Source organism: Alkalithermobacter paradoxus (assembly GCA_002029295.1).
Taxonomy (GTDB): Bacteria; Bacillota; Clostridia; order Peptostreptococcales; family Peptostreptococcaceae; genus Alkalithermobacter; species Alkalithermobacter paradoxus.
Window position 1 is genome coordinate 62548 of the sequence record MZGW01000003.1, and the last position, 26545, is coordinate 89092.

The 26545-nt window shown below is 32.1% G+C and carries 25 protein-coding genes and 2 riboswitches; of the genes, 3 read left to right on the forward strand and 22 right to left on the reverse strand.

All coding sequences use genetic code 11. From position 1 onward, the window contains the following. From arsA to CLOTH_RS04970, 10 genes are all read right to left on the reverse strand, one after another. Nucleotides 1–1746, reverse strand: coding sequence for an arsenical pump-driving ATPase (gene arsA, locus CLOTH_RS04925; protein WP_079411788.1), 1746 nt, complete (start codon nucleotides 1744–1746; stop codon nucleotides 1–3). A gap of 20 nt (nucleotides 1747–1766) precedes the next feature. Continuing rightward, nucleotides 1767–2144 (reverse strand): arsenite efflux transporter metallochaperone ArsD, encoded by a 378-nt coding sequence (arsD, locus tag CLOTH_RS04930; protein ID WP_079411790.1) that lies wholly within the window; start codon nucleotides 2142–2144, stop codon nucleotides 1767–1769. Between the two features lie 200 nt (nucleotides 2145–2344). Next, on the reverse strand, nucleotides 2345–2581 hold the full coding sequence (locus CLOTH_RS04935) for a thioredoxin family protein (RefSeq protein ID WP_079411792.1): 237 nt from the start codon (nucleotides 2579–2581) through the stop codon (nucleotides 2345–2347). Nucleotides 2582–2608: 27 nt separating this feature from the next. Then, a complete protein-coding gene (locus CLOTH_RS04940) occupies nucleotides 2609–3613 on the reverse strand; it encodes a permease (RefSeq protein ID WP_079411794.1) in 1005 nt (334 codons plus the stop codon). 18 nt (nucleotides 3614–3631) lie between these two features. Next, complete coding sequence (locus tag CLOTH_RS04945; protein WP_331722015.1) at nucleotides 3632–3928, reverse strand: ArsR/SmtB family transcription factor; 297 nt, start codon at nucleotides 3926–3928, stop codon at nucleotides 3632–3634. 135 nt (nucleotides 3929–4063) lie between these two features. Beyond that, on the reverse strand, nucleotides 4064–4603 hold the full coding sequence (gene pssA / locus CLOTH_RS04950) for a CDP-diacylglycerol--serine O-phosphatidyltransferase (RefSeq protein WP_079411796.1): 540 nt from the start codon (nucleotides 4601–4603) through the stop codon (nucleotides 4064–4066). Next, nucleotides 4600–5583: a lysylphosphatidylglycerol synthase transmembrane domain-containing protein gene (locus CLOTH_RS04955; RefSeq protein WP_079411798.1), complete on the reverse strand. Its 984-nt coding sequence runs from the start codon at nucleotides 5581–5583 to the stop codon at nucleotides 4600–4602. The genes pssA and CLOTH_RS04955 overlap by 4 nt, the downstream gene beginning before the upstream one ends. Continuing rightward, nucleotides 5519–6148 carry an MDR/zinc-dependent alcohol dehydrogenase-like family protein gene (locus CLOTH_RS04960; protein WP_079411800.1) on the reverse strand — a complete coding sequence of 210 codons (630 nt, stop codon included), beginning with the start codon at nucleotides 6146–6148 and terminating at the stop codon, nucleotides 5519–5521. The genes CLOTH_RS04955 and CLOTH_RS04960 overlap by 65 nt, the downstream gene beginning before the upstream one ends. 71 nt (nucleotides 6149–6219) lie before the next feature. Then, on the reverse strand, nucleotides 6220–7971 hold the full coding sequence (locus tag CLOTH_RS04965; protein ID WP_079411802.1) for a ferrous iron transporter B: 1752 nt from the start codon (nucleotides 7969–7971) through the stop codon (nucleotides 6220–6222). Continuing rightward, nucleotides 7972–8187 (reverse strand): FeoA family protein, encoded by a 216-nt coding sequence (locus CLOTH_RS04970; protein WP_079411804.1) that lies wholly within the window; start codon nucleotides 8185–8187, stop codon nucleotides 7972–7974. A 247-nt stretch (nucleotides 8188–8434) separates the two neighbouring features. On the opposite strand from CLOTH_RS04970, the gene clpB reads away from it, so the two are divergent. After that, nucleotides 8435–11014, forward strand: a complete 2580-nt coding sequence (clpB, locus tag CLOTH_RS04975; protein ID WP_079411805.1) for an ATP-dependent chaperone ClpB — start codon at nucleotides 8435–8437, stop codon at nucleotides 11012–11014. Nucleotides 11015–11022: 8 nt separating this feature from the next. On the opposite strand, the gene CLOTH_RS04980 is transcribed toward clpB, so the two are convergent. The 10 genes from CLOTH_RS04980 to CLOTH_RS05025 all read right to left on the reverse strand — a co-directional run bounded on the left by CLOTH_RS04980 (nucleotide 11023) and on the right by CLOTH_RS05025 (nucleotide 20721). Further along, nucleotides 11023–12420 carry an alanine/glycine:cation symporter family protein gene (locus CLOTH_RS04980; RefSeq protein ID WP_079411807.1) on the reverse strand — a complete coding sequence of 466 codons (1398 nt, stop codon included), beginning with the start codon at nucleotides 12418–12420 and terminating at the stop codon, nucleotides 11023–11025. 408 nt (nucleotides 12421–12828) lie between these two features. Beyond that, complete coding sequence (locus tag CLOTH_RS04985; RefSeq protein WP_079411809.1) at nucleotides 12829–13221, reverse strand: bacteriohemerythrin; 393 nt, start codon at nucleotides 13219–13221, stop codon at nucleotides 12829–12831. 107 nt (nucleotides 13222–13328) lie between these two features. Then, nucleotides 13329–14015: an MgtC/SapB family protein gene (locus CLOTH_RS04990; RefSeq protein WP_079411810.1), complete on the reverse strand. Its 687-nt coding sequence runs from the start codon at nucleotides 14013–14015 to the stop codon at nucleotides 13329–13331. 19 nt (nucleotides 14016–14034) lie between these two features. Further along, a complete protein-coding gene (gene mgtE, locus CLOTH_RS04995; RefSeq protein WP_079411812.1) occupies nucleotides 14035–15402 on the reverse strand; it encodes a magnesium transporter in 1368 nt (455 codons plus the stop codon). Nucleotides 15403–15582: 180 nt separating this feature from the next. Then, nucleotides 15583–15754: riboswitch (M-box (ykoK) riboswitch) on the reverse strand. Nucleotides 15755–15815: 61 nt separating this feature from the next. Then, the gene (locus CLOTH_RS05000) at nucleotides 15816–16334 is read right to left on the reverse strand and encodes a DUF4825 domain-containing protein (RefSeq protein ID WP_158080467.1); all 519 of its coding nucleotides are present in this window, start codon (nucleotides 16332–16334) and stop codon (nucleotides 15816–15818) included. Between the two features lie 42 nt (nucleotides 16335–16376). Further along, on the reverse strand, nucleotides 16377–16922 hold the full coding sequence (gene thpR, locus CLOTH_RS05005) for an RNA 2',3'-cyclic phosphodiesterase (RefSeq protein WP_079411816.1): 546 nt from the start codon (nucleotides 16920–16922) through the stop codon (nucleotides 16377–16379). Nucleotides 16923–17184: 262 nt separating this feature from the next. After that, nucleotides 17185–17685 carry an HPP family protein gene (locus CLOTH_RS05010; RefSeq protein ID WP_079411818.1) on the reverse strand — a complete coding sequence of 167 codons (501 nt, stop codon included), beginning with the start codon at nucleotides 17683–17685 and terminating at the stop codon, nucleotides 17185–17187. Nucleotides 17686–17782: 97 nt separating this feature from the next. Further along, on the reverse strand, nucleotides 17783–18226 hold the full coding sequence (locus tag CLOTH_RS05015) for a staygreen family protein (protein ID WP_079411820.1): 444 nt from the start codon (nucleotides 18224–18226) through the stop codon (nucleotides 17783–17785). Nucleotides 18227–18305: 79 nt separating this feature from the next. Continuing rightward, on the reverse strand, nucleotides 18306–19364 hold the full coding sequence (locus CLOTH_RS05020; RefSeq protein ID WP_079411822.1) for a PTS sugar transporter subunit IIC: 1059 nt from the start codon (nucleotides 19362–19364) through the stop codon (nucleotides 18306–18308). Nucleotides 19365–19451: 87 nt separating this feature from the next. Then, nucleotides 19452–19546, reverse strand: a riboswitch (glycine riboswitch). 170 nt (nucleotides 19547–19716) lie between these two features. After that, the gene (locus CLOTH_RS05025) at nucleotides 19717–20721 is read right to left on the reverse strand and encodes a sensor domain-containing diguanylate cyclase (RefSeq protein WP_079411823.1); all 1005 of its coding nucleotides are present in this window, start codon (nucleotides 20719–20721) and stop codon (nucleotides 19717–19719) included. Nucleotides 20722–20857: 136 nt separating this feature from the next. Between CLOTH_RS05025 and CLOTH_RS05030 the strand changes: the two genes are divergently transcribed. Both CLOTH_RS05030 and CLOTH_RS05035 read left to right on the forward strand, forming a co-directional pair. Continuing rightward, a complete protein-coding gene (locus tag CLOTH_RS05030; RefSeq protein ID WP_079411825.1) occupies nucleotides 20858–22606 on the forward strand; it encodes an ABC transporter ATP-binding protein in 1749 nt (582 codons plus the stop codon). Continuing rightward, nucleotides 22603–24453: an ABC transporter ATP-binding protein gene (locus CLOTH_RS05035; protein WP_079411827.1), complete on the forward strand. Its 1851-nt coding sequence runs from the start codon at nucleotides 22603–22605 to the stop codon at nucleotides 24451–24453. The genes CLOTH_RS05030 and CLOTH_RS05035 overlap by 4 nt, the downstream gene beginning before the upstream one ends. Nucleotides 24454–24493: 40 nt before the next feature. Here the strand turns inward: CLOTH_RS05035 and pdxT are convergent, their stop codons facing one another. Together pdxT and pdxS are read right to left on the reverse strand one after the other, a co-directional pair. Beyond that, nucleotides 24494–25060 (reverse strand): pyridoxal 5'-phosphate synthase glutaminase subunit PdxT, encoded by a 567-nt coding sequence (gene pdxT / locus CLOTH_RS05040; RefSeq protein WP_079411828.1) that lies wholly within the window; start codon nucleotides 25058–25060, stop codon nucleotides 24494–24496. A 1-nt stretch (nucleotide 25061) separates the two neighbouring features. Beyond that, nucleotides 25062–25940 (reverse strand): pyridoxal 5'-phosphate synthase lyase subunit PdxS, encoded by an 879-nt coding sequence (gene pdxS, locus CLOTH_RS05045; protein ID WP_079411830.1) that lies wholly within the window; start codon nucleotides 25938–25940, stop codon nucleotides 25062–25064. Nucleotides 25941–26545 lie beyond the last annotated feature (605 nt).

Here is a 26545-nt window from a genome sequence, read left to right on the forward strand (position 1 = left end):
CTACTTTATAAGGTCCATAAGCTTTTCGCCTTTTACTTCTTCTGGTATCCACTTAACAAGTGCGAATTTGCCTTCAGATATCTTACTTACCTTATTAATCCACTCTACTTCGTTATTAGCCTTAACCTTCAATATATCATTAGTTGTATTACAGCTATATAAACTTGAATTTATAACCCACCATTTGCTATGAATTCCTGCTCTAGTTAAGTCTTCTCTTAATCTCATAGCTTCATGTACAGGAGTGGTTTCAGGCAATGTAACAATAATAACTTCTGTATGTTTTTCATTCCTAAGCTTAGGTAACAGCTTCTTTACTGACTCTGGTATATCACCTTGCGAACGCTCTATCTCCTTATGATAACTTTGAGTTGAATCTAAAAGAAGTAATGTATGTCCCGTTGGTGCTGTATCAATAACAACAACTTCATTTTCTGATTTTTCAACAACCTGCGCAAAAGCTCTAAATACTGCTATTTCTTGAGTACAAGGAGATCTTAAATCTTCTTCAATATAAGCAATATCATCTTTGCTCATTGTTTGCCTTGCTTTACTTAATACTTCTTCTTTATATTTTTCAAGTTCTTTTTTCTCATCTATACTACTTAGCGTAATTCCATAACTTTCCTCTAACACAAATTTTAAGTGTGCAGCTGGGTCAGTAGTTGTTAAGTGTACCTTCTTACCTTTCTTAGCTAACCCTAAAGCTATTGTAGCAGCTATTGTAGTTTTACCTACTCCACCTTTTCCCATTGTAAATATTACTTTTTTATCACTATTATATAAATCATCTATTATATCACTTAGTGTAGGTATACTATCCACATTAAGCTTTTGTTCATTATATTTTATATTATCTTCTTTTAGAAATGCCCTTACATTCTCAAGTCCAGTAACATTGTATGGTCTTAGTGGAATTTGGAAGGTCTTTATATTTCTAAGACCTTCAGGTATATCTCTTAAAGCACTTTGTTGCTTTTCATAAACTGCACTTGAAAGATAATCATCATGAGTTTCTAGCACTCCGTTAATGATTAATGCTTGATTTGTAACCCCTATCTCCTGAAGCTCTTTAGATGCTCTTTCTGCTTCTTTAAGTGGTGATATTTCTGGGCGTGATACAAGTATTAGTGTAGTTTTTTCTTTATCTGCAAGATTTTCTACTGCTTTTTTATAAATTTCTTTCTTATCTTCAAGTCCGGAAAGCTGTCCTAAACATGACACACCATGTGTACTCTCACTTATAAAATTACTCCAAGCTGAAGGTAGCTGTAGCATCCTTAAAGTATGCCCTGTTGGTGCTGTATCAAATATAATATGGTCATACTCTTTTGCAGCATTCTCGTCTGTTATAAAGCCTGAAAACTCATTAAATGCAGCAATTTCAACAGTACACGAGCCTGATAATTGCTCTTCCATATTTTTGATTACTACTTCTGGAAGTTTGCCACGGTAAGGGCCTATTACACTTTCTCTATATTCCGCCGCTGCAACTTCAGGATCAAAGTTTGCCACTACTAAATTAGGAACTTCCTTTATACGTACACCTTTATTATTTAGCTGTGTATTAAAAACATCTTGAAGATTTGAAGCCGGGTCAGTACTTATAAGCATAACTTTCTTACCTTCATCAGCTAGTGATACCGCTGTAGCACACGCTGTTGAAGTTTTACCTACTCCACCTTTTCCAGTGAAAAATAGGTATTTAGTTAAATTTATCTTAGATATATCAAATTTCTCAAGCATTTATATCCCTCTTTTCTATGTTAGCAGCATCCATCGTCACAACAACAACCACTACAATCTGAAGATTCTTTTTCTGGAGATTTTAAATAGTCTTTATCTAATCCTAATAAAGTACAAAACTCCTCATCAGTTGGATAAGTTTTTCTTTTTACTACAACTCCATCAACCATTGTAACAGGAAGTACATATACTCCCTCTTCATTTAATATTTTATTTATTTCTTTATTATCAACGAATATCTGTGGATTGTTAGTTAAATTATATCTTTCAACTAATACTCCCTTATTTTTTAAGTTGTTTATAACTGTAGAAACTCTAAGTAGCTCAGGATCCACCCCAGGACCACAAACTCCAGTAGAACAACACATAGCAGGATCAAAAATAATCATTTTTTTCATATTTATACACCCCTTTATTTATATTTAACTTCTCATTATATAGATATGTATCTATGTATAAAATATAGACCATTATCTATGTATTGTCAATACATCCTATCTCAAATTAGTATAACTCTTTAAGTGAAATTTATTAAAATAAAATCCGTCTGAATTTCAGACGGATTGTAATCTACCTCGTAATTTTTTCTATCAATAGTTTATTTCTTTTCCAATATTTTAACTATCTCTTTAGGTTTTAGAACCTTTCCATAAGAAACTACTTTCTCATCAACTACAAGAGCTGGAGTTGACATTACTCCATAAGCCATTATGTCGGCAAAATCTTCAACTTTAATTATTTGTGCTTGTAATCCTAACTCCTTTAAAGCTGCTTCTGCATTTTCTTTAAGCGTAGTACAGCTTTTGCACCCTGAACCTAAAATCTTGATTACCATAATACCACTCCTTTGAATATTTTTATATTAAATTAAAAGATAGCTAAATGCATTGAATATATAACCAATTAAAATAATCCCTACAGTTACAATACCCACAAAAATTCCTAATAGTCTTGGTTTTACAACTTTCTTTAACATAACCATAGACGGAAGTGAAAGGGCTGTTACACTCATCATAAATGCTAAAGCAGTACCAATTCCTACCCCTTTTGTAACTAGAGCCTGAGCAATAGGAAGGGTTCCAAATATATCTGCATACATAGGTACTCCAACAATAGTTGCTAATAAAACAGAATACCATTTATCTTGACCAAGGACTGCTTCTATCATATTTTCAGGAATCCAGTTATGAATACCTGCTCCTATACCAACACCTATAATAATATATAGCCAAACTCTCTTTACTATGTCTAATACCTGATTCTTTGCAAACTCTATTCTTTCTTTAGTTGTTAATTCTTCTTCTTCTACTTCAGCAACCTTAGTATTAAAAACAAAAGATTCTACATATTCTTCAAGACCTAACTTACTTATGATAGTTCCTGCTATAACTGCAAGTACAATACCTACAACAACATAAGCTATAGATATTTTCCAGTTAAATATACTAGCTAGTAATATAACAGATGCTAAATCTACTAGAGGAGAAGATATTAAAAATGAAAATGTAACTCCTATAGGAAGCCCTGCACTTGTAAACCCTATAAATAGTGGTATAGATGAACATGAACAAAACGGAGTAACAGTTCCAAGCACTGCTCCTAGTATATTTGCTGTAACCCCTTTATATTTACCCAATATCTTTTTAGTTCTCTCTGGAGGAAAAAAGCTTTGAACGTATGATACTGCAAAAATAAGTACAGACAACAATATGAATATTTTTATAACATCGTAAATGAAAAAGTGAACACTCCCCCCAACTCTAGTGCTTACATCTAACCTAAATATATTCTCTACTAATAACTCTACTAATTTGTAAAGCCAATCCATTTTGAGTAATTGATTGTTCAGCCACTGAAATATAACCAAGATAACACCCCCTAATTTTTATTTTCCAAACCTCATATTTATATCATCAAAGAAAATCTTTATTGTATCTAAACTCTCTTTATTGATACTATATTTAGTCCATACCCCGTCTCGCCTACTATTTACAAGCCCACTTTCACACAAAATCTTCATATGATAAGAAAGAGTCGGCTGTGTTATATTAAATTCTTCAAGTATATTGCAAGCACATTTTTCTCCTTCAGAGAGCATATCAAATATCTTAGCTCTCGTTTCATCTCCTAATGCCTTCATAAGCAAAGCATATTTACCGTAATCTTTTGTCAGTGTAGCCACCTCCTTTTATATAGATAAATCTCTATATCCATTATATTCCTAGATATAGATAATTGTCAATATATTCAGTAAAACATACTTCTATAAATAAACCTGTTTTCACCATGAAAAAAGAAAGGGGCAAATAGTCCCTTTCTATACTTTTCTAATTTCAAATTTCATGACCATCAGAATTGATAGTAACAAAGATAAAATAACCGTGAATAATAAATACATTTCATTGCACATTTCAAAAACTGCACACTGAAAAAGACTATTCAAAGCTAATATTACACCAGCTATAGTAATTGGAAGTCCTATGCATTTATCTTTAATATCTAGTATGTTATATCTCGCTAATCTAAATGCTCCACAAAGTACAAATACTATCGCTACCATATATCCTATTAATCCAATATTAAATAAGTTTAGCTTCCATGTAACTATAATAGGGGCAACTCCAAAAGATATCAGATCTGATAATGAATCTAGCTGCTTTCCTAATTCACTCTCAACATTCAAAAATCTTGCTAATTTTCCATCATATCTATCAAATATAGCCGCTAATATTATTAGGAGAGAAGCTATCATTAGGCTATTTATACTATCACCATTTATAGATATTAATATTGCATTTATTCCAAGTGCCATATTAGTAAGCGTAAGCATATTTGGAATGTTTTCTCTTATTTTCATACTAAAGCTTCCTCCTTTCGTCTTTGAATTATCAATTTAGTTCCCAAATAAATACCACTTAATAAAAATACAAACCAAAAAGTTACAAATCTTAAAACAATTGCTATAACCATTCCAACTGAAGAAGATATTCCAACAGAAGATAATAAAATTATCATACTACCTTCAAAGCTTCCAAGTCCACCTGGTAAAAGAGGCAACATACCAACCATATAGGTAAGGTATGTAATTGCAGCTGCTGCGCTAAATTTTATTGAACTACCTAAAACCAAAACTATATAATATGTTTTTACTGCAAATAAAGTCCATATAATTATTCCTATAACTATATGAAAAATGAAACTGTTTTTATTTCTAATTAATTTTTTTATACATTCATCAAAATTATATAAAAAGTCTTTTATTTTGAACTCGTGCTTTTTCAAAACTGGTATTAAATAGATGAATTTATCTAATTTTTCTCTGAATACTAATGATAAAATTATTACAGAAACCAAAAGCGATACAAATAAAAAGCTACTTAAAAGCAAACTCCTATACTCCCATGATAAAGGAACTATGACCAAAAAACATATAAGACTTACAAAACTAAGTCCTAAAAAGCAGACCATACTCAGTATCTTTTGAAAGCTTACAACAGCACTAGCCTCTCCAAGTGAAAAACCAAGCTTTGACCTTAAGAACATTACTTTTGCAAATTCTCCACCTGCTTTAGCTGCAGGAGTTATACTTTCAAAGAATGTTCCCCTCATATTCATATCTAAAGCATCTATAAATCTCATATTTAGACCTATATCTTTAGATATCTTCATCCACTGAATATTTATTAAACCTATAGTTATAATTTGTAAAATACAAAGAATACATATATTCCTGTACCCTATGCTACATACCCCTTCCATTACACTTTTATAATCAGCTAGCAGCAACAGTGTTACTACACATGCTATTCCTATAAAAAGTAGCACTAACTTTTTCATCTGAATTTTTCTCCTCACTTTTAACTAAAAGGCAAGTTTCTTTCATTGTAGAATTAACCTGTTTTGCATATTTAGCATTGTCTATAAAAGTAGATTCATCTACATATGAATAAAATAATTCTAAACTTTTCTTTGGTTTTCTAATTAAAATCCTAGTTCCTACTGAACAATTATCCCATATGTGCTTAATTACCTTATCTTTTGGTTTAACCTGAAGTGCTACATGTATAACATCAAAATCGTTAATACAAAAATCTAAACCATTACCTACTAAAACTTTAATTTTATGACTCATACCAAGATTTTTGATGTGCTGATTAGCCTTTTTTACAGCTACAATATCCGTATCAATAACAGTAACATTTGAACCTGTAAGTTTTGATATTTGTATAGCACTGCAAGGCATAGCTCCTCCACCTATACATAGTACATTATCACTTTCTTTTATATCCCCTAAAATAACCTCATTATAAACTATATTTTTATAATACATTTCAAACATACATGTACTTTTGGAAATTTTGCAGCAAATCTTTTCTATGCATTTAGTGAAAATGCTAATCAATTGAAACTCACCCCCATTTGAATTTTTCCAAAAATAAGCTTCAGATGAAATATCTGAAGCATTTTAGTTATCTACAAAATAAATTTAAATATATTATTTACAATCCCGCCAAATAACAGTGCAATAAATACAGTGGATGCAGCTATTACTACGGCTGTTTTGATTTTAAATTCTTTAATTAATATTGCAAATGCAGAAAGGCACGGAAGATAGAATAATGCAACTACTGATCCTACTATAACTTGAGGTGTAGTTAAATTCATATCAAGTAAAGGCATAACTGCAAGTTCTCTTCTTATTATTCCTAGCAATAAAGCTAAGCTAGCTTCTTTAGGAAGACCTAACCAACCTTCTACAAGTGGCTGCATAGCTGTTCCTATAACATTTAAAAATCCTGTTTCAGCTATAAGTGCAGCTAAAACTATTCCTATCATCATAGGAACTTCTGCATCAAATAAGAAATGTTTAAATCTTATCCATATCTTCTGCATTAAAGCATCTTTATTTGGCATAAGTAAGTTTGGTATTTCTAAAAGTAAAGGATCACTCTTGCCTGGGAGTATTTTATTCAAAGCAACTCCAGTTATTACTATAGCTACAAATGATATCATATAAACAAATATAAGTGCAAATATAGATCTATCACCTAACAAGCTGAAAAATGCACCAGTCTGTGCTGTACAAGGAACAGCTAATGATATTAATGAAGTTAATATCAGTCTTTCTTTATAACTTGTAGATGCCCTTGTTCCAAGTATAGCAGGAACTGCACATCCATATCCCATTATAAACGGAACTATATTCCCTCCTGGAAGTCCTAATTTTCTTAACATACCATCTACTAAAACCCCAAGCCTTGGTAAGTATCCGCTGTCTTCTAAAAACGAAAGTACAACATAGAAAAGAAGAACATAAGGAAGTATTAAAGCAAAAGGCCACTCTATACCTTTGACTAAAACTCCAAACTCTCCAACCAAAACATTATAAAGCATTCCTGGCTCTACAAATCTAGATACTATAGATGTTATAAACGGTACTATAACTCCATTAACTAAGGGTAAAAGTACGGCTGCTCTAAGTGCCTTACCTCCACCTACAACTATAGCAAGAGATATAGCTAATACTAAGAAGGCTATAGGTATTCCAGGAAAAGGCTGTATAGTTAAATCTCCTAGTTTTTCTAGTAAAGAAGGTGTATGCTCAACTCTCATTTGAACCTTCTGAGCTAGCTTTTGTGCTTTATCCCATCTTTCTTCTTTAGAAAGTCTTTCATTGTAAATCTTTACATTTTCTTTAGAGATATTTAAAGACTTTTCTATTAATTCTTTCAATCCTATATTTTTTACAGCTACTGTCTCTACTACAGGAGCTTCTAATAAATCTTCTAGTTTTTTTACATCTATTTGTATACCTTGCCTCTTTGCTACATCAGTTAAATTAAGTGCATATACAGTAGGTATATTATACTCTCTAAGATGTAATGCAAGATTTAGATTTCTTTCAAGATTAGTAGCATCTAAAACACAGATTATAGCATCTGGTCCTTTATCTAGCATTTCAATGGCTACTTCTTCTGCTTTAGATGTAGCTTCTAGTGAGTAAATACCAGGTACATCTATTAACGCTGCCTTATCATCTTTGTGCTTTAACATACCTTGAGTATAGCTTACAGTTGTACCTGCATAGTTAGCTGTTATAACTTCCATACCAGTCAACTTTGAGAATACAACACTTTTACCTACATTTGGATTACCCATTAATAAAATCTTTTTATCACACTCTAAAGATGCTTTCTTATTTTTTCTGTCCTTTTGACAATCCAATTATGACACCACCTTAATGCTTATGTTCTGAGCTATGTTCTTGTCTACCGCAATGCTTCTATTCCCTATTTTTACTACTATAGGTCCACCAAAAGGTTGTTTTGAAGTTACAGATACCTCTATACCTTTTCTAAGTCCTAGCGACTGAAGTAGTGCATTAGAAGGCATTTCTTCTATAGTACATTTTTGATTTTTCTTTAATCCGTATAGTGCCATATTCATTCCCCCTAATTATTTTTTTAATACTTTAATGATACCACTATTCAATTACACATTCAAGCTTCTTGATAACAAATATCATTGTTACCTAAAAAATATAATCCTTTGGATACTACAATCGTACTCAAGGTATATATTCAAAAACATATTGTCAAAATAAATTAATAAGTATAAAATAAAATTAGATATTTTAGCACTCACTTAAATAGAGTGCTAATAAATTTTATGAAAAGGAGGAGAAATTATGAATATAGAAAAGTTTACTCAAAGAGCTCAACAAGCAATATCATCATCTCAAGAAATAGCTCTTAAACTTAGTCATCAACAAGTAGATGTAGCTCATTTACATCTTGCTTTAGTTACTCAAGAAGATGGTCTTATACCTAAACTAATAGAATTTATGAATGTTTCTACTTCCCTTTTAATAAATGATTTAAGAGATTATTTAGATAAATTACCTAAAGTTCATGGCGATGCATCTAATATGTACTTTACAAGAAAAGTAAGTCAAGTATTAGTAAATGCTAAAGATGAAGCAGAAAAATTTAAAGATGAATATATAGGAGTTGAACATATATATATTTCCCTTTTGAATGAAGGAGATAATATTTTTAGAAAATACAATATGACCAAAGAAAAATTCCTAGATGCTCTAGGTAAGGTTAGACAAAATAGAAGAATAACTTCTCAAAATCCAGAAGAAACTTACGATGCACTAAATAAGTTTGGTAGAGATTTAGTAAAGCTCGCTAGAGAAGGTAAAATAGATCCTGTAATAGGTAGAGATAATGAAATAAGAAGAACAATAAGAATTCTTTCAAGAAGAACTAAAAACAATCCTGTTCTAATAGGAGAACCAGGTGTTGGTAAAACTGCTGTTGTAGAAGGTCTTGCTCAGCGTATATTAAAAGGAGATGTTCCTGAAGGATTAAAAGATAAGACTATATTCGCTCTTGATATGGGATCACTGATTGCAGGTGCGAAGTTTAGAGGAGAGTTTGAGGAAAGATTAAAGGCAGTATTAGAAGAAGTTGAGCAATCAGATGGAAAAATAATTTTATTTATAGATGAACTTCACACTATAGTTGGAGCAGGTAAAACTGACGGTGCTATGGATGCTGCAAACATATTAAAGCCTATGCTAGCTAGAGGAGAACTTCACTGTATAGGAGCGACCACTTTAGATGAATATAGAAAATATATAGAAAAGGACCCTGCTCTTGAAAGACGTTTCCAACCTGTGATGATAGATCAGCCTACAGTTGAAGACACTATATCTATATTAAGAGGTATAAAAGAAAAATTTGAGATTCATCATGGAGTAAGAATTACAGATAATGCTATAGTTGCTTGTGCAACACTTTCAAGTAAATATATAACTGATAGATTCTTGCCTGATAAAGCTATAGACCTTATGGATGAAGCTGCTGCTATGATAAGAAGCGAAATTGATAGTATGCCTTCTGAACTTGATGAAGTAAGTAGACGTATAATGCAGCTTGAAATAGAGCAAGAAGCACTCAAAAAGGAAAATGACAAAAACTCAGAAAATAGACTTATAGCCCTTCAAGAAGAACTATCTAAACTAAAAGAAAGCGCAAATGAAATGAAGGCTAAGTGGCAAGTAGAAAAAGAAAATATATCTAAAATAAAGAAACTTCAGCAAGATATTGAGAATATAAAAAGAGATATAGAAGAAGCTGAAAGAAAATATGATCTTGAAACACTAGCTATGCTAAAGTATGGAAAACTTCCAGAGCATGAAAAAATGTTAGAGGAAGAGAGACAAAAACAGATAAACAGAAATGAAAAACGTCTTTTATCCGAAGAAGTTACAGAAGAAGAAATAGCTGAAATAGTTTCTAGGTGGACTGGAATTCCTGTTACAAAGTTAGTAGAATCAGAAAAAGAAAAACTACTAAATCTTGAAAATATACTTCATAAAAGAGTAATTGGTCAAGATGAAGCAGTAACTTCTGTTTCCGATGCAGTTTTAAGAGCAAGATCAGGCCTTAAAGACCCTAAAAAGCCCATAGGTTCTTTCATATTCCTAGGCCCTACAGGAGTTGGTAAAACAGAACTTGCCAAAACTTTGGCTCAATCCCTGTTCGATACTGAAGAAAATATAGTAAGAATAGATATGAGTGAATATCAAGAAAAGCATACAGTAGCAAGGCTTATAGGAGCACCTCCTGGATATGTTGGATATGAAGAAGGAGGCCAGTTAACTGAGGCTGTTAGAAGAAAGCCTTACAGTGTAATTTTATTTGATGAAATTGAAAAAGCTCATCCTGAAGTATTCAACGTACTTTTACAGTTATTAGACGATGGAAGATTAACTGATTCTAAAGGTAAAACTGTAAACTTCAAAAATACAGTTGTAATTATGACTTCTAACATCGGGAGCCATTATATATTAGAAGGAATAGATGAGCATGGAGAAATAAAACCTGATATGAAAGAAAAGGCTATGAATGAACTTAGAAAAAGCTTTAAACCTGAATTTTTAAATCGTATTGATGATATAATAGTATTCAAACCTCTCAAGAAAGAAGAAATTGCTAAGATTATAGATCTAGCTATAAAAGATATACAAAGAAGACTTGAAGATAGAAATATAGATCTTTCTATAACGGATGATGCTAAATTACTTATAGCAAATGAAGCTTATTCTCCAACATATGGTGCTAGACCAATTAAAAGATATCTTCAAAAATATATAGAAACTGAGCTTGGAAAGATGATTATAAAAGGAGAAGTACTTGATAATTCTTCTGTTACCATAGATGTTCAAGATAGTGAACTAAAAATCTTCACAAAATAACCCCAGTATTAATACTGGGGATTTCTTAACTTATCTTCTGTATTTATATACTGCGAAGGCTTATTTTTTTCGAAATTATTCTCATAATCATTTGTTACTTTAACGATTAATGACGTCATTCCTAAAAGTGCTATAAGGTTAGGTATAACCATAAGTGCATTAAATGTATCAGCAAGTTCCCAAACTAATTCTACTTTCATAGTTGTTCCAACTATTATACATAATAAAACTATAGCTCTATATAATCCTAAACCTTTCTTACCAAATAAGAATTTCACATTTGACTCTCCAAAGAAATACCATCCTATTATAGTCGATAAAGAGAAGAAGAATAGACATATAGCTATGAAGTAACTTCCAAACCCTCCAAAACCACGCATAAATCCTTCTTGAGTAAGAGCGGCTCCAGATAAACCAGCTTCGATAGAACCAGTAGTTAATATAACTAAAGCTGTAAGTGTACAAACTATTCCAGTATCTATGATTACTCCCATAAGTGCAACAAGACCTTGTTGTCCAGGATGCTTTACCTTCGCTACAGCATGTGCATGTGGAGTTGACCCCATTCCTGCTTCATTAGAGAAAAGCCCTCTTGCTATACCATATCTAAATGATTCTTTTATAGTTGCCCCAATCAACCCGCCAGTTGCTGCCATAGGATTGAACGCTCCATATATTATCATCTTAAACGCTGGAATTATATTTTCATAGTTAGAAAATACTATTATTAAACTTCCTAAAATATAGAAAATAGCCATAAAAGGTACTATTTTTTCGGTAAAAGATGCTATCCTACCAATTCCGCCAATTATAATTAAACCAACAATAATTGCAACACCTATTCCTACAAATAATGGATTTATATTAAATGCCCCACTTACAGCTGCACCTATAGAATTAGATTGAACCATATTCCCCATAAATCCTAATGCTAGGATTATTGCAATCGAGAAAAATGCTGCTAAATACTTATTCTTAAGTCCATCTGTAATGTAATAAGCAGGTCCTCCTGTAACCTCTCCATCTACCCTTTTCTTGTATACCTGAGCTAGTATAGCTTCTGCAAATATAGTACTCATTCCAAAAAAACCACTTATCCACATCCAAAATATTGCACCTGGTCCTCCAGCTGCTATAGCTGTTGCAACTCCAGCAAGATTTCCTGTTCCAACTTGAGCTGCTATAGCTGTAGATAATGCCTGAAAAGAAGACATTCCATCTTCATTTGCTCTATCACCCTTCTTGAATATCCCCTTAAAAGTTTCTTTGAACGCATACTTCATTTTCCTTATTTGTAAAAATCTAAGTTTGAACGTGAATAGTACTCCTGTTCCCAGAAGAAGAAATAGCATTACTGGTCCCCAAAGAATGCTATTAATTTTGCTAACAATATCAAATAAATCCATGTTAATCCCCCTAACATAATTTTTTTGAAGTACTTGATACAACTTGTTAACATCATAACTATTTTTGAATAATTTAGTGCATTCTTAATCCCCATATTATTGATATAATTGATTTTAATGTCTATTTTTCTGCAATCACCAAGAAGTTTAGGTCATTTTTTTAAATTTTCAGACTATTCCTCCTTTCTTTCAGTAAAATGCTAGCACTAAATGCAATTTCTTCTTCCGTCTTATTGTTATAATTTTGTCATTATCCTTATATTAGCAATTATATGCTCCTACCGTCAAATATTTTCATAATATTTTTTTCATCATATTCTATGCAAATTCGATATTTTCTTAATCGTATTTAAGTATTTATTATTTACTAACACAAAATAACCCCAGTATAAATACTGGGGTTTAAAATTAGTTCTCCACTATAAGCTTATCTTTCTCTAATATATGACTAACTAGCCAATCTACTATAAAGTTCACTATATCAAGTAAACATTCATTCTGTTCATTATCTATGCTCTCTAAATCTATATTTCTTATTTTTTGTACGAATTCATCATGCTCTATTTTGTGTGTAAACATCTTTTTATATCCGATTTCCTTCATGTAACTTTCTTCTTCTGCAAAGTGGAAAATTGTATATTCTTCAAGTTCTTTTAATATTTCCACAATTTTATCGTATTTATCCACACAAAAATCATCATTCAAAACTTCATAAGTTTTGTTAGCTATATTAACTAAATGCTTATGTTGTTCATCTATTTTTTCTACCCCTATTAAATATTCATCCTTCCACTTAATCATCAAATCCACCCTCTTTATATTATATATTATTTATATAATATGAGATTTTTTTTAACTTTTCAACAATATCTTAGACTCTTGCTAATAATCTATATACAATCAAGCTACTATGACTGTACTTCCCAGCCTACAGAACTTATTCCTGACTCTAAACTTATTCTGCTAGCAATCTTTTCCAAAACAGAATGGTTCTTCATTATACTTATAAGTTTTGCAGTTACTTCAACATGTTCACTTGATTGAATGTCATCACTTTCTAAATTTGTCAACATAACATCTTCCTGTTGCAGCATGTGTATTAATAATGCTCTTATATGAAATTCTGATTTTTTCGAGCACACTACTCTTAAGATGTATGCTGTTTCAAATTTATCTCCTGATTCTGAGTGATCCTCAGCTTTTTTTATCATATGTCTAAGATATATATTTGCAATTAACACGAATAACGTTCCTGCTACAGCCTCTTTTATAAGGCCTGCACTAGTTAAAACTCCTATAGCTGCAGAACACCATAAGGTTGCAGCAGTATTTAGACCTCTTACATTTATTCCATCTCTAATAATCACACCTGCTCCTAAAAATCCTATTCCTGAAACAATCTGAGCAGCCACTCTACTTGGACTACTTTCTCCTTCAAGAGTCATAGATAAAGTAACAAATAAAAAGGCGCCTAGTGATACTAATACATTTGTTCTTAATCCAGCCATTCTTTGCCTTTTTTGTCTTTCGAAACCTATTATACCCCCTAAAATAAATGCTAAACTAATTCTCAAAATAAAATCTGTAAATATCATACTTATCACCCGTTTCTAACTATAGTAGGTAACCTAAAAACTGCTTAACTAACATAAAATAAATTAAAAGTCCAGTTATATCCTTAATAGTTGTAATAATAGGGTCTGCTCCAGCAGCTTGATCAACTCCTATTTTAAATAATATATATGGAATTAAAAAACCTAACGAAGTAGCAAGTGTCATCGTAATTGCTAGTGCTAATCCTACAGCTATTCCCAACTGAGGAATACCTTGCCATAAAAACGCTAAAATAGCTGTAAGTATTCCAACAAATGCTACCATACTCAGCCCAACAAAAGCTTCTCTTAATAAATGTTTTATAAAGTTATCTAGCTTTATGTGTCCTAATATTAATGCACGTGAGAATATAGTACTTGATTGAGTTCCTGCATTACCTCCCATATCCATAATAACAGGAATAAATATAGCAGTTGCTGCAATTGATTCTAATGTTTCCTCAAATACATCTATAACCGCTCCTGCCATTAATCCTCCTATCATTGTTATAATTAAAAATGGCAATCTAACTTTCCAAACATCAGTTAAAGATCCACTAATTAATCTTTGACTGTGATCTCTTTCTTTATTATTTAATTGAGTTAAACCTGCTTTAATAAATATATCTTCTGTCGTTTCTTCCTCGATAATATCCATAGCATCATCAAAGGTTATAATCCCAACTAATCTGTTTTCTTTATCCACGACAGGAACTGACATGAAATCTAGATTTTGTAATATCTGTGCAACTTCCTCTTGATCGGTATTAGTTGAAACCTTAACAACTTTATCATTCATAATTTCTTCTAGTCTTTTGTCTAATGAAGATATTATTAACTCTCTTAACGATAAAACTCCCTCTAACTTTCTAAATTCATCGACTATATATATCGTATAGATAGTTTCTTTTTCCTTACCAACTTGTCTTATCTTCTCTATAGCTTGTTCAACAGTATACTTTCTATTTAACGCAAAGTATTCAGTTGTCATTATTCTTCCTGCTGTTTTTTCTTCGTATCCCATCAGTAAAGCTGTTTTTTCTCTTTCTTCTGGTAAGAGAGCCTGTATTAATCTTTTTGCAACCTTTGCTGGCAATTCATCAAGAAGTCTTACTCTATCGTCTGGTTCAAGTTCTGAAATCATCTCTATTGCAACTTCTTCAGTAAATGAAGATAATAAGTCTTGTTGAAAACTCGTATCAAGTTGTTCAAATACAAATAATGCTTTATCCTTAGACAAAAGTCTATACACTATAACTCGTTCATCAGAAGATAATTCTTTAATAACATTTAGAACATCTAGTTTATCTGAATTATTAAGTACTTCCTTTAAAGACTCTATATCTTTATTATTAAAGTGAGTCCAAATAAGCTTTTTAAGATTTTGCATGATAACCCCTCCATATAACTTATATTTTTTAGTTTTTGAACATTATTTATTCCTTTCTTACGCCTAAAACCGTCACCTTCCATTTGGACTCACCTCCTTTGTTAATAAAAAAAAACGACTACAAGGAGTCGTTTTGAAATGCTTCACCACAAAAACCTACAATAAGTCTGTAGATTTGTAACTTTAACTCCTAGTTTTGGATTTAGCACTAAATGACGTAGAATCAATTTATTGATTCAGCTATATTAAGCAGACCTTAATCCGATCTTGCCTGTTCTACCCATTGGCGTCTCTCGACGTTTTTGGGCAATAGCCTGTGTTCATTTAGGAGCCTCACCTAACAAGTTGTATTAAATTTTATTTCCTAGTAAATCCTAAACTAAAACAAAGTCTATGTCAATACTTTTTATAACCTAAATATTTGATGTATTATACATATGTCTTTCAATCAACTTTAAAAACTCACTTTCAAACTTATCTAGTGATGTAGAATAATTTCTAATATCTTCATTAAATACTTTATTTATACTTTCCCTATCAAATGAAAATGTCTCAACAGTATATTGTTCCTCAAATATAAAATTTACCTCATCTAGATTTTCTATAAGACAAAACATGATTGAAGCATTCTTAAATATATTAGCTGTTATTGTTTTTGTATCTTCTTGAGATAGATTTTTAGGTATCCTTGAATAGTGTATGTTCACTACATATGGTCTATTTTGTGTGTTTAAAGAAATCTTAGTCTTAAATTCTCCATAATTAAGATTATTTACAAGATTTGAGACTTTACTAGCATCTCCAACATATTTAGTTTTATACTTATAAATGTTATTGTAATCTAGATTATTACCTTCATTTTTATCTAAATTCAGGATAACTACTCCTATTGCAAGTATAAAAATGAATACTAAAATAAACACTTTCTTCACAACCAACTCTCCCTTATATTAAAATCTTGTACTTTTTTAACTTCAAGTTTTGAGTAAACTTTTACGATATATCGGCTTATATACTAACTTTCCATTTTCTCTAGAGCTTTCCATAAGCGACAATACTTTTACTGAAAATTGCCTTGGATTTATATTTATCTCTTTTTTTATAGACTCTAATGAATTATTCAATACAACTTCTCTTCCAATAGTTATATGTGGACTATATGGTCTATCTTCTTTTCTAAATCCCTTGCTTTCCATTATAGTTTCTACTTTTTTGAATAGATTGTTTAGCTTATGTATTTCGCCATTTACACCTACCCATATGATTTTTTTATCTTTTCGTTGAAAATAACCTATCCTTCCAGTTTCTAATATAAATGTATCTACAGAAATTTCATCCATACCACACTTTATGTCTTCTAGTTGTTTTTCGTTAACTTCTCCTATAAACTTAATTGTTATATGGAAGTTCTCCTTATTTGTAAAGCTTCCTCTACTTGAATATTGTTTTATATGGTTTTGATATGAATATATATTATCTACAATATCTTCACTCAATTCAATAGCAAGAAAAACTCTCATAACTTATCTCCTTTGTCACTAGTATTATTTTATTTTACTTTATACTTTTTGTAAATTCTCAAATAGACTAATATAAAAATTGCAAGTCCTAGAAAAGCACTTATGCCAATATGATCCTCTCTCCCATAAAATCCCCCTAATTTTATATTTGATAAGTCCTTTTTTATTATAATGAACTATTTAATTTATATTTAAACAATAGGCTCTAGCACATATACAAAATGATGTAGTATGAGCTAGAGCCTTTATAATTTAAGATAAGTTATGATGTTGAAGTTTGATTATTCTTTTTGATTATATAGCTTCTTTGTGGCTGTAAATAGTTAATTATTATAGCTACTATAACTAAAATACAAGTACCTATTAATACTGGATTAATGATGAACATAAAACTCTTTTCAGCAGCAACGGCTAAAAATGCTGTAGCACCTCCCGGTGGGTGAACAGTCTTTGTTAAGAGCATCAGTACTATAGCTAATGCAACAGCTAAAGCAATGCTATACCACGTCTTACCAAGCAGGTGGTAGACAGAAGTTCCAGCTAGTGCAGAAATAAGCTGCCCGAAAAAAACATTTTTAGGTTGTGCTAAAGCCGCACTAGGAGCTGCAAAAAGTAAAACTGCAGCTGCTCCAAATGGAGGAGCTATCATATCAAGTCCGTATCCTCCTAGACCTAAGTATGCTATTAATCCTATTGCAATAAAGGCTCCTACAAAGATTAGTGCAGCATCTATAAAAGTGCTTTTAAATTTCTTTTGATCCATATATAACACCTCTTTTCTTTAGTAATTAACTACTATTATATATACTTTGAGAATCTATTTCAATAGTTAATTATCACTTTGATAAATCAGTGTCATATTATTTATAATCATTAGGAGTTGCCCAGTACTCAAATCGGTTATATCTAGGATCTGATGAGTCAAAATGTATCCATATAGGTGCATTATTTAACTTCGGGTGTGCATTAAAGAACTCTCTATCTCCGTAGATTATAGCTTCAAGGGCTAAAGGCAATTCACGCCTGAAAATCATATTTCGTATATATGACATAACTGGTCCAAAATCTCCTACATATACATACACATACAGAAACAATTGCCCGTTACAAATATGCCACTGTGCGAGCACTTCATCTCTCATTTTATTAATTTTATCATGTGCATATTTTTTTCCTATCGTTAGAAATAATTCAGCAGTTATGTCAGAATGTGTTAGTGTGTATCTCCTTGGTATAATCGGCTTAGTTGGTGTTACTCCTTGTCTAAACTCTACATGCAATTTCTCAGGATTTAGTTTTTTCATACACCACACCCCATTGACTACAGTATTTACTTAGACTATATGGTATGAGTATGTTATATATATTGTTACACCCTACTTGCTATACAGCAGTTTTTTCTGGCTGAAGGCTATCTATAACCGCACCTTTATCATTAAATATACCGTTTTTACTTCTCATAAATAGTATAATAGATGTTCCCAGGTATCCTGCTATTATTCCACCTATAGTTGCAAATACCAATGCAAACAATACATTCATAGGCGAGTTGAATCCAAAAGGAGCTAACATACCTGGAATTGGAGAAGCAGTACCAGGTGCATTATTAATAATCCTAAAATAAGCAGCTCCTATACCAGCTAGACCTCCTCCAATAAAGTTTGAAAAATATATTGGAATTGGATTCTTTGAGACTATGTGTGCTTGAGTCAAAGGTTCTAACATTACAGCAATAACGTTGCTAGAATCTCCAAGTTTTAATCTTTTAAATACTATTCCATTAGTAAAAGCTCCTCCATAACTAGCAATAGCTGCTATTCCCATTGCAAGACCTTGTAATCCTAACATTGCAGTTAATGCCATAGAACTTAAGGGAGATGTGCATATTACTTTTATAATACCTCCAAGCAAGAATCCCATAATATATGGAGATTGTTCTGCTGTAACAGAAATCATATTTCCTATACTAAACAGTGTATGGTTTACAATTGGTGTAGTTATATAAGCAATTCCTCTAGCCACTGGAGCTATAAGCAATGCACCTACTATCAGATCTAAGCCCTTTGGAAGTTTTTTCTCTAAAACTGGAGCAATTAGTCCTACTATATATCCGCTCACAAAACCTGGTAATATGCCTATCTGTGTCATAGAAGCACCGGCTACTGCAGCATATACAGGGTTTATTCCCATATTTAAAGATACAAGTATAGTTGCTATAGGTCCACCCATGCTTCCTGAAGCATCTCCAACCTGTCCTAGAAACTGAATACCCAAAAGTTCTCCGCTGATGTATTTATGTATTGCCTCAACTAAAAAAGTCGCTACAGCAGCACCCGCAAGACCCGACATAGCCTTGTCCCCTTTCGGTACCTTAAGACTAAATCCGGAAAATAAAATTAATACAAGTAATAACAGTCCCATACCTTTTGCAATTTCTAACATTAGTAATCCCTCCATTTGTTGTAAAGTAAGTATTTTGTCAGGACAAAAAAAGACAGAGAGTAAAAAAGCATATGAAAACGAAATGCCTCTTTACTCCCTGTCCTTTTATCTGAAAGCTTCCCTATGATGTCTAGGTTACTCCTTCGATGTCCTATTTCTAGAATCTCTCCAGGGTTGCGTCAAATCATTGTATTGTAACCTGAAAGTTTCGAAATAAATCAGAGCTTAAACATATTTCTTGCTTCTACGGTCATCTAATATCTAGATGTCTCCAATGACTTTCATCCGCCGATATTCTATTTTTCTACATCATTTTACACCATAGTGAATAAAATGTCAATGTAGACTTATGTTAATTGTCTTCACTAGCTGACTTTTTCATTTCATACATTTTCTCGTCAGCAATCTTTATAGCGTCAAAGAGCTCCATATCATCCTTAATCTCATGTATTCCGTATGATATACTAATTGAAAACTCGAAGGTTTTGCAGGATAAAAGCTCACTTTCTACCCTATTCATAATCTTTTTACATTGATCCTGTGTAACTTTTTCTAGTACTAATAGAAATTCATCTCCCCCGTATCGAATAACAAGATCATCTTCTCTAATACAGCATTTTAAGGTGTCTGCAACTATAGTAAGGATCTTATCTCCAATCATATGCCCAAATGTATCATTTATATATTTGAACCTATTTATATCTAATAATACTACACAGATTTTAGGAATTTCACATCTTCTCTTACTTAAAGTTTTCTTTTTCCATTCATCTAGATATATTCTAGAATACGCTCCTGTTAAATAGTCATATACAGCAAGCTTTTTGTACTTTTCTTTACTTATATAAAGTAATATTGAGCCTAATAGTAGTAAGACTATTATTAGTGCAACTAAAAATGTGGTTATTAAACGATTCTTTTCTAGATTTTTAGCTAAGGCTACCTCATCAGTCTTGTCTACTACAATAGAATATAGATATTCTTTTCCTTCATGAATGAATGGGTAAGAATAAACTTCAACATCTCTTATTTCTCCATTTGAGAGCCTATGTCTGAAACGAAAATGATTGCGCTTTTCATTAGCTGCAGCATTCCATTCTCTTTCTGTTTCTTCTGGTGTTAATGTGTTTATTTCTTTTATATTCATGCTTACAAGTTCATCTTTTGTATATCCATAAAAGTGCTCAGCTGCTTTATTAACTTTAAGTATTGATCCTGTTTCTACATCAATTATTAATCTCACTAATCCATGGTTTTCGAATATTTCGCTATAATCAAATTCAAATGCATATACGCTATGAGTAAGAATTAATGCTATGACAATTGCTAACAAACTCATCTTCATTCTAATTTTCATTCATTTTACCTCATACTATATATTTTCTACTATATTACATAATTATTATATCATAAAACTTGAAATCATATGACAGTGTGTCTTATCATACTTATTATGAAGTAATTTAAATGTATACCAGTTAGGAGTAGATGTAATGTTAAAATTAACAAAGTATTTAAAGCCTTTTATATGTCATATCATTCTAGCAATAATACTATTATTCGCTCAGGCTATGGCTGATTTATCACTGCCTGATTATATGTCTAATATTATTAATAACGGAATACAACAAAACAATATTCCTATAGTAACTAGACAAAAATATATTATCAATACAGGTATAGTAATGCTTCTTATTTCACTAGCAAGTGCATTATGTATAGTTGGAGTAGGATTTCTAGCATCTAAAGTAGCTGCTGGATTATCTTGTAACCTTAGAAAAGCAGTATTCACCAAAGTTCAAAGCTTTTCTAAATCAGAGCTAGATAAATTCTCCACTGCATCCCTTATAACTCGAACTACAAATGATATTACTCAAATACAAACTCTCGTCGCTTTAATGATTAGAATGGTATTTTATGCCCCAATTATGGGGGTTGGTGGTGTTATAAAAGCTATAGAAAAAAGCCCATCAATGTCGTGGATTATAGGGGTAGCAGTTATATCTTTATTGATTTTAATTGTTGCGGTATTTTTAATTGCAATGCCTAAGTTTAAGACTATTCAAAATCTAATTGATAGACTAAATTTAGTAACGAGAGAGAACCTTTCTGGAATGATGGTTATAAGAGCATTCAATACTCAAGCTTTCGAAGAAGAAAGGTTTGATATGGCAAACAAAAACCTTACAAATACAAACATCTTTGTAAATCGTGTAATGGCATTTATGTTCCCAACAATGATGCTTATAATGAATGGTATAACCTTGCTCATAGTATGGGCAGGAGCTAAGGAGATAGCAGCTTCAAGTATGCAAGTTGGTGATATGATGGCATTTATGCAGTATGCTATGCAGATTATATCTGCATTCTTAATGCTGTCATTTATATTTATAATGATCCCTAGAGCCTCTGTTGCAGCACAGCGTATTGCAGAGGTTCTAGACACACAACCTGAAATAAAAGATCCAAAAAATCCAAAATCTCTAGATAATGATTTGAAAGGATATATAGAATTTAAAAATGTATCTTTTAGATATCATGGTGCACAAAAAAATATCTTAGAGAATATAAGTTTTACGGCTCTACCTGGAGAAACTACTGCAATTATAGGCTCTACTGGTTCTGGAAAGTCTACTTTAATTAATCTAATTCCACGTTTTTATGATGTTAATGAGGGACAGATTCTAGTTAATGGTGTTGACGTAAGAGATATAAGTCAAAGTGATCTTAGAGATAAAATTGGTTATGTTCCTCAGAAAAGCTCACTATTTAGCGGGACTATTGAATCAAATCTTAGATACGGTAATGAAAATGCCTCACAAGAAGACTTATTAGAAGCTGCAAATATATCACAAGCCATGGAATTTATAAACGAAAAAACAAACGCTTTTGAATCTGAAATATCTCAAGATGGAAGTAATATATCAGGTGGACAAAAACAGAGATTATCTATAGCTCGTGCGCTGATAAAAAAGCCTGAAATATTTATATTTGACGATAGCTTCTCTGCACTAGATTTCAAGACTGATGCAGCTCTTAGAAAGTCATTAAAAGAAAAATTAGCTTCAAGTACTATTATTTTAGTTGCACAGCGTATTTCTACTGTTATGAATGCTGAGAAGATAATAGTTCTAGACGAAGGTAAAGTAGTAGGCATAGGAAATCATAAACAGCTCATGGAAAGTTGCACAACGTATAAAGAGATTGCATTTTCACAGCTATCTAAGGAGGAATTATCATGAGTGAAAAAAGCAGAATAAACAACCCACGTAGTATGGGAATAGGTCGTGGAGGACATGGCATGCTGCAGGGTGGCCCAAAAGCTAAAGATGCTAAAGGCAGTATGAAGAAGCTGATAAATCATTTAAATGTTTACAAACTTTCTATAGCTATTGTGATTATATTTTCAATTGCAAGTGCTACCTTCGCAATCATTGGTCCTAAGATTTTAGGAAAAGTGACTACTAAGCTATTTGAAGGGGTAATGGCTAAAGCTATAGGTACTGGAGATATAGATTTTGAATACATAGGTAATATGCTTCTCGTACTTCTTGGATTATATTTACTAAGTGCTATATTCGGATACATTCAGGGGTGGATAATGTCTGATATAGCAATGAATGTAAGTTACAATTTCAGAAAAGATATATCCAAAAAGATAAATCGCTTACCCCTAAAGTATTTTGATAAAACAAGTCACGGCGAGGTTTTATCACGCGTTACCAATGATGTGGATACGCTAAGTCAGACACTTAATCAAAGCTTAGGTCAAATAATAGCATCCGTTACAACAGTTATAGGGGTATTTATTATGATGCTCAGTATAAGCTGGAGAATGACTCTAGTATCTCTTGGAGTAATCCCAATATCTATCATACTTATAGCAATTATAGTTAAACATTCACAAAAATTCTTTAAGCAACAACAAGACTACCTAGGTAACTTGAATGGTCATGTTGAAGAGATGTATAGCGGACACATAGTTGTAAAAGCTTTCAATGGTGAGCAAAAAAGCATTGAGAAATTCGATACTTTAAATGATAAACTTTATAAAGTAGCTTGGAAGTCGCAGTTTCTAACTAGTATTATGATGCCGCTTATGAACTTTGTAGGAAATCTTGGATATGTAGTTGTAAGTATAATGGGGGGATACCTAGCAGCTAAGAGAGTTATAGAAGTTGGAGATGTTCAAGCCTTTATCCAATATGTACGTCAGTTCAGTCACCCAATATCACAGATAGCTAATATCTCTAATATCCTTCAACAAACTGCTGCTTCAGCCGAAAGAGTATTTGAATTCTTAGATGAAGAAGAGGAAGTTTCAGATACTCAAAATCCAATAAAGCTAGACAGCATTAATGGTCAGGTTGAATTTAGGAATATACATTTTGGATATAACCCTGAAGATATAGTTATTAATAACTTCTCTATTTCTATTAAGCCTGGGCAGAAAGTTGCTATAGTAGGACCGACGGGAGCTGGTAAGACCACAATAGTTAAGCTTTTAATGAGATTTTATGACGTAAATGAAGGGTCTATAATGATTGATGGATATGATATAAGAGATTTTAGCCGTTATGACCTTCGTTCAATGTTTGGAATGGTTTTGCAGGACACATGGCTATATAATGATAGTATTATGGAAAACATAAGATACGGTCGTCTTAGTGCAACTGATGAAGAAGTCATATCTGCTGCAAAAGCAGCCCATGTTGATAGCTTTGTAAATACATTACCTAGCGGATACAATATGATATTGAATGAAGAAGCAAGCAATGTCTCACAAGGACAAAAACAATTAATTACAATAGCAAGGGCTATACTTTCAGACCCTAGAATTCTTATCTTTGATGAAGCTACAAGCTTAGTAGATACACGAACAGAAACACAGATTCAAAAGGCTATGGATAATCTTATGAAAAATAGAACAAGTTTTATCATAGCTCATAGACTATCTACCATCAAGGATGCTGACACAATATTAGTAATGAATCATGGAGATATTATAGAACAAGGTACTCATGAGGAACTTCTTACTAAAGGTGGGTTTTATTATAACCTTTACCAAAGTCAATTTGAGATAACTTAAAAATATACTAAGGGGAAGTCAAAAGTGACTCCCCTTTAATTTACATCATATTAATAAAATATTGATGAAAACTCTTATCATCAGTCAACTCAGGGTGAAAAGATGTTACAAGCATGTTTTTCTGACGGGCAGCTACAATATTTCTATCTAATTTATATAGTACATCAACACTTTCATCTATATCAACAATATACGGTGCTCTTATAAATACCATAGGGATTTCTTTTTCAGATACCTCTCTTACTACTCCCGTCGTAGCAAAACTATCTAGTTGAGTTCCATATGCATTTCGCCTTACTTTAATGTCCATAACCTTTAGATGTGCATTCTCATCACCATCTAGTTCTTTTGCAAGTAAAATCATTCCTGCACACGTTCCCCATACAGGTAACCCATTGTTGATTTTATTTATCAATGTTTGGGCTATACTAAAGTCTTTAAGTAGTTTTCCTATAGCAGTGCTCTCACCACCCGGCAGAATAATTCCGTCAATGTCGTTAAGTTGACTAACATTTCTTATCTCTATAGCTTGGTGACCTAGCGATTTAATCATCTGTATATGTTCTCTAAATGCACCTTGAAGTGCTAAGATACCTACCTTTTTCATATTAATACCCTCTATTAGCCATTCTTTCTTCTTTATCTATTGAGTATACATTAATTCCAACCATCGCCTCTCCAAGATCTTCTGATACTTCAGCTAGAATCTTAGGATCATTGTAGTTTGTAACAGCCTTAACTATTGCAGCAGCCCTTTTTCTCGGATCTCCAGATTTGAATATACCAGAGCCAACAAATACTCCATCACAACCAAGTTGCATCATCATTGCAGCATCAGCAGGGGTTGCAACACCTCCAGCAGCAAAATTAACAACAGGAAGTCTTCCATATTCATGAACATATTCAACTAAATGAATAGGAGCTTGTAATTCCTTAGCTGTATTCATCAATTCTTCTTTCGATAAACCTTGTATTCTTCTAATTTCAGAATTCATCATTCTCATATGCTTAACTGCTTCTATTACATCACCTGTGCCAGGTTCTCCTTTCGTTCTAATCATTGACGCCCCTTCTCCAATTCTCCTTAAAGCCTCACCTAAATTTTTAGCTCCACAAACAAAAGGAACCTTAAATTGTTTCTTATCTATATGTAAAATCGGATCTGCAGGTGTTAAAACCTCACTCTCATCTATATAATCTATTCCAAGTGCTTCAAGTATTTGTGCTTCAACAAAATGACCAATCCTTACCTTTGCCATAACAGGAATAGAGACTGCTTTTTGAATTTCCTTAATCATTTTTGGATCGGATGCTCTTGCAACCCCACCATTTTTCCTAATATCTGCAGGAACCCTCTCAAGTGCCATAACAGCACAAGCTCCAGCCTCTTGAGCTATCCTTGCTTCTTCTGGAGTCGTCACATCCATGATTACTCCACCCTTTAACATTTGAGCTAAATTCTTATTAAGCTCATATCTACTATTCATACAAATCCCCTCCAAATATATAACTTAATATTAGTATGTCATCTGCATGCTTCTTTTTCAATATCACTTCGGTTAATATGTTAAATTTTTCAAAGTGTATCGGTACAATTTATTTTAAAGTCTTTTTCACTATATTATAATCATTACTTGAACTATACTTTTTTTTCTAACCTTATAATGGGGATTGATTATGATAGGATTATGTAATTAAAAAATTCTCTTTTTTTATATTTATAGGTATGTCCAAACATACTTAGTATAATATTTACTGCCCAAAGGGAGGATGAGGGGCAGTAAATATATAAGGCAATTATATTCTATTTCAATATACCTTCCTTTAGTGACTATACAAAAGGCCCCATTTAATATTCTTCTACCCCTAGATGATATAAATAAAATCGCTAGATAATTCCTGATTAGCAACAAATCAGGAACTTATTTAATCCGAATCATCATCAATGATAATTATTTTCAATAACTGTATAGTACCATAATTATAAGAAATATGCCAACACACGGATAAAGATCATCAGGTTTACCAAGATGGTGTAGTCTCATTAAAAAAACTCTATCTACTCCTTCTAATGCTTTCTCTAGTTAGATAG

Coding starts and splice junctions, on each gene's coding strand:
- pdxT (WP_079411828.1), bottom strand. CDS start 25,060: ATGAAAAAGGTAGGTATCTTAGCACTTCAAGGTGCATTTAGAGAACAT.
- CLOTH_RS04980 (WP_079411807.1), bottom strand. CDS start 12,420: ATGGATTTATTTGATATTGTTAGCAAAATTAATAGCATTCTTTGGGGA.
- CLOTH_RS04970 (WP_079411804.1), bottom strand. CDS start 8,187: ATGGCACTATACGGATTAAAGAAAAATCAAAAATGTACTATAGAAGAA.
- pssA (WP_079411796.1), bottom strand. CDS start 4,603: ATGAAAATAAGAGAAAACATTCCAAATATGCTTACGCTTACTAATATG.
- CLOTH_RS05015 (WP_079411820.1), bottom strand. CDS start 18,226: ATGAAAAAACTAAATCCTGAGAAATTGCATGTAGAGTTTAGACAAGGA.
- CLOTH_RS04985 (WP_079411809.1), bottom strand. CDS start 13,221: ATGATTAAGTGGAAGGATGAATATTTAATAGGGGTAGAAAAAATAGAT.
- CLOTH_RS05010 (WP_079411818.1), bottom strand. CDS start 17,685: ATGGATCAAAAGAAATTTAAAAGCACTTTTATAGATGCTGCACTAATC.
- arsD (WP_079411790.1), bottom strand. CDS start 2,144: ATGAAAAAAATGATTATTTTTGATCCTGCTATGTGTTGTTCTACTGGA.
- CLOTH_RS05035 (WP_079411827.1), top strand. CDS start 22,603: ATGAGTGAAAAAAGCAGAATAAACAACCCACGTAGTATGGGAATAGGT.
- CLOTH_RS05025 (WP_079411823.1), bottom strand. CDS start 20,721: ATGAAAATTAGAATGAAGATGAGTTTGTTAGCAATTGTCATAGCATTA.
- CLOTH_RS04935 (WP_079411792.1), bottom strand. CDS start 2,581: ATGGTAATCAAGATTTTAGGTTCAGGGTGCAAAAGCTGTACTACGCTT.
- mgtE (WP_079411812.1), bottom strand. CDS start 15,402: ATGCAAAATCTTAAAAAGCTTATTTGGACTCACTTTAATAATAAAGAT.
- arsA (WP_079411788.1), bottom strand. CDS start 1,746: ATGCTTGAGAAATTTGATATATCTAAGATAAATTTAACTAAATACCTA.
- CLOTH_RS05020 (WP_079411822.1), bottom strand. CDS start 19,364: ATGTTAGAAATTGCAAAAGGTATGGGACTGTTATTACTTGTATTAATT.
- CLOTH_RS04955 (WP_079411798.1), bottom strand. CDS start 5,583: ATGAAAAAGTTAGTGCTACTTTTTATAGGAATAGCATGTGTAGTAACA.
- CLOTH_RS04990 (WP_079411810.1), bottom strand. CDS start 14,015: ATGATATTTACAGATTTTATTTTGAGAATTAGTTTAGCATTTATTTTA.
- CLOTH_RS05030 (WP_079411825.1), top strand. CDS start 20,858: ATGTTAAAATTAACAAAGTATTTAAAGCCTTTTATATGTCATATCATT.
- pdxS (WP_079411830.1), bottom strand. CDS start 25,940: ATGAATAGTAGATATGAGCTTAATAAGAATTTAGCTCAAATGTTAAAG.
- clpB (WP_079411805.1), top strand. CDS start 8,435: ATGAATATAGAAAAGTTTACTCAAAGAGCTCAACAAGCAATATCATCA.
- thpR (WP_079411816.1), bottom strand. CDS start 16,922: ATGAGAGTTTTTCTTGCTATTGAATTGAGTGAAGATATTGTAGATAAT.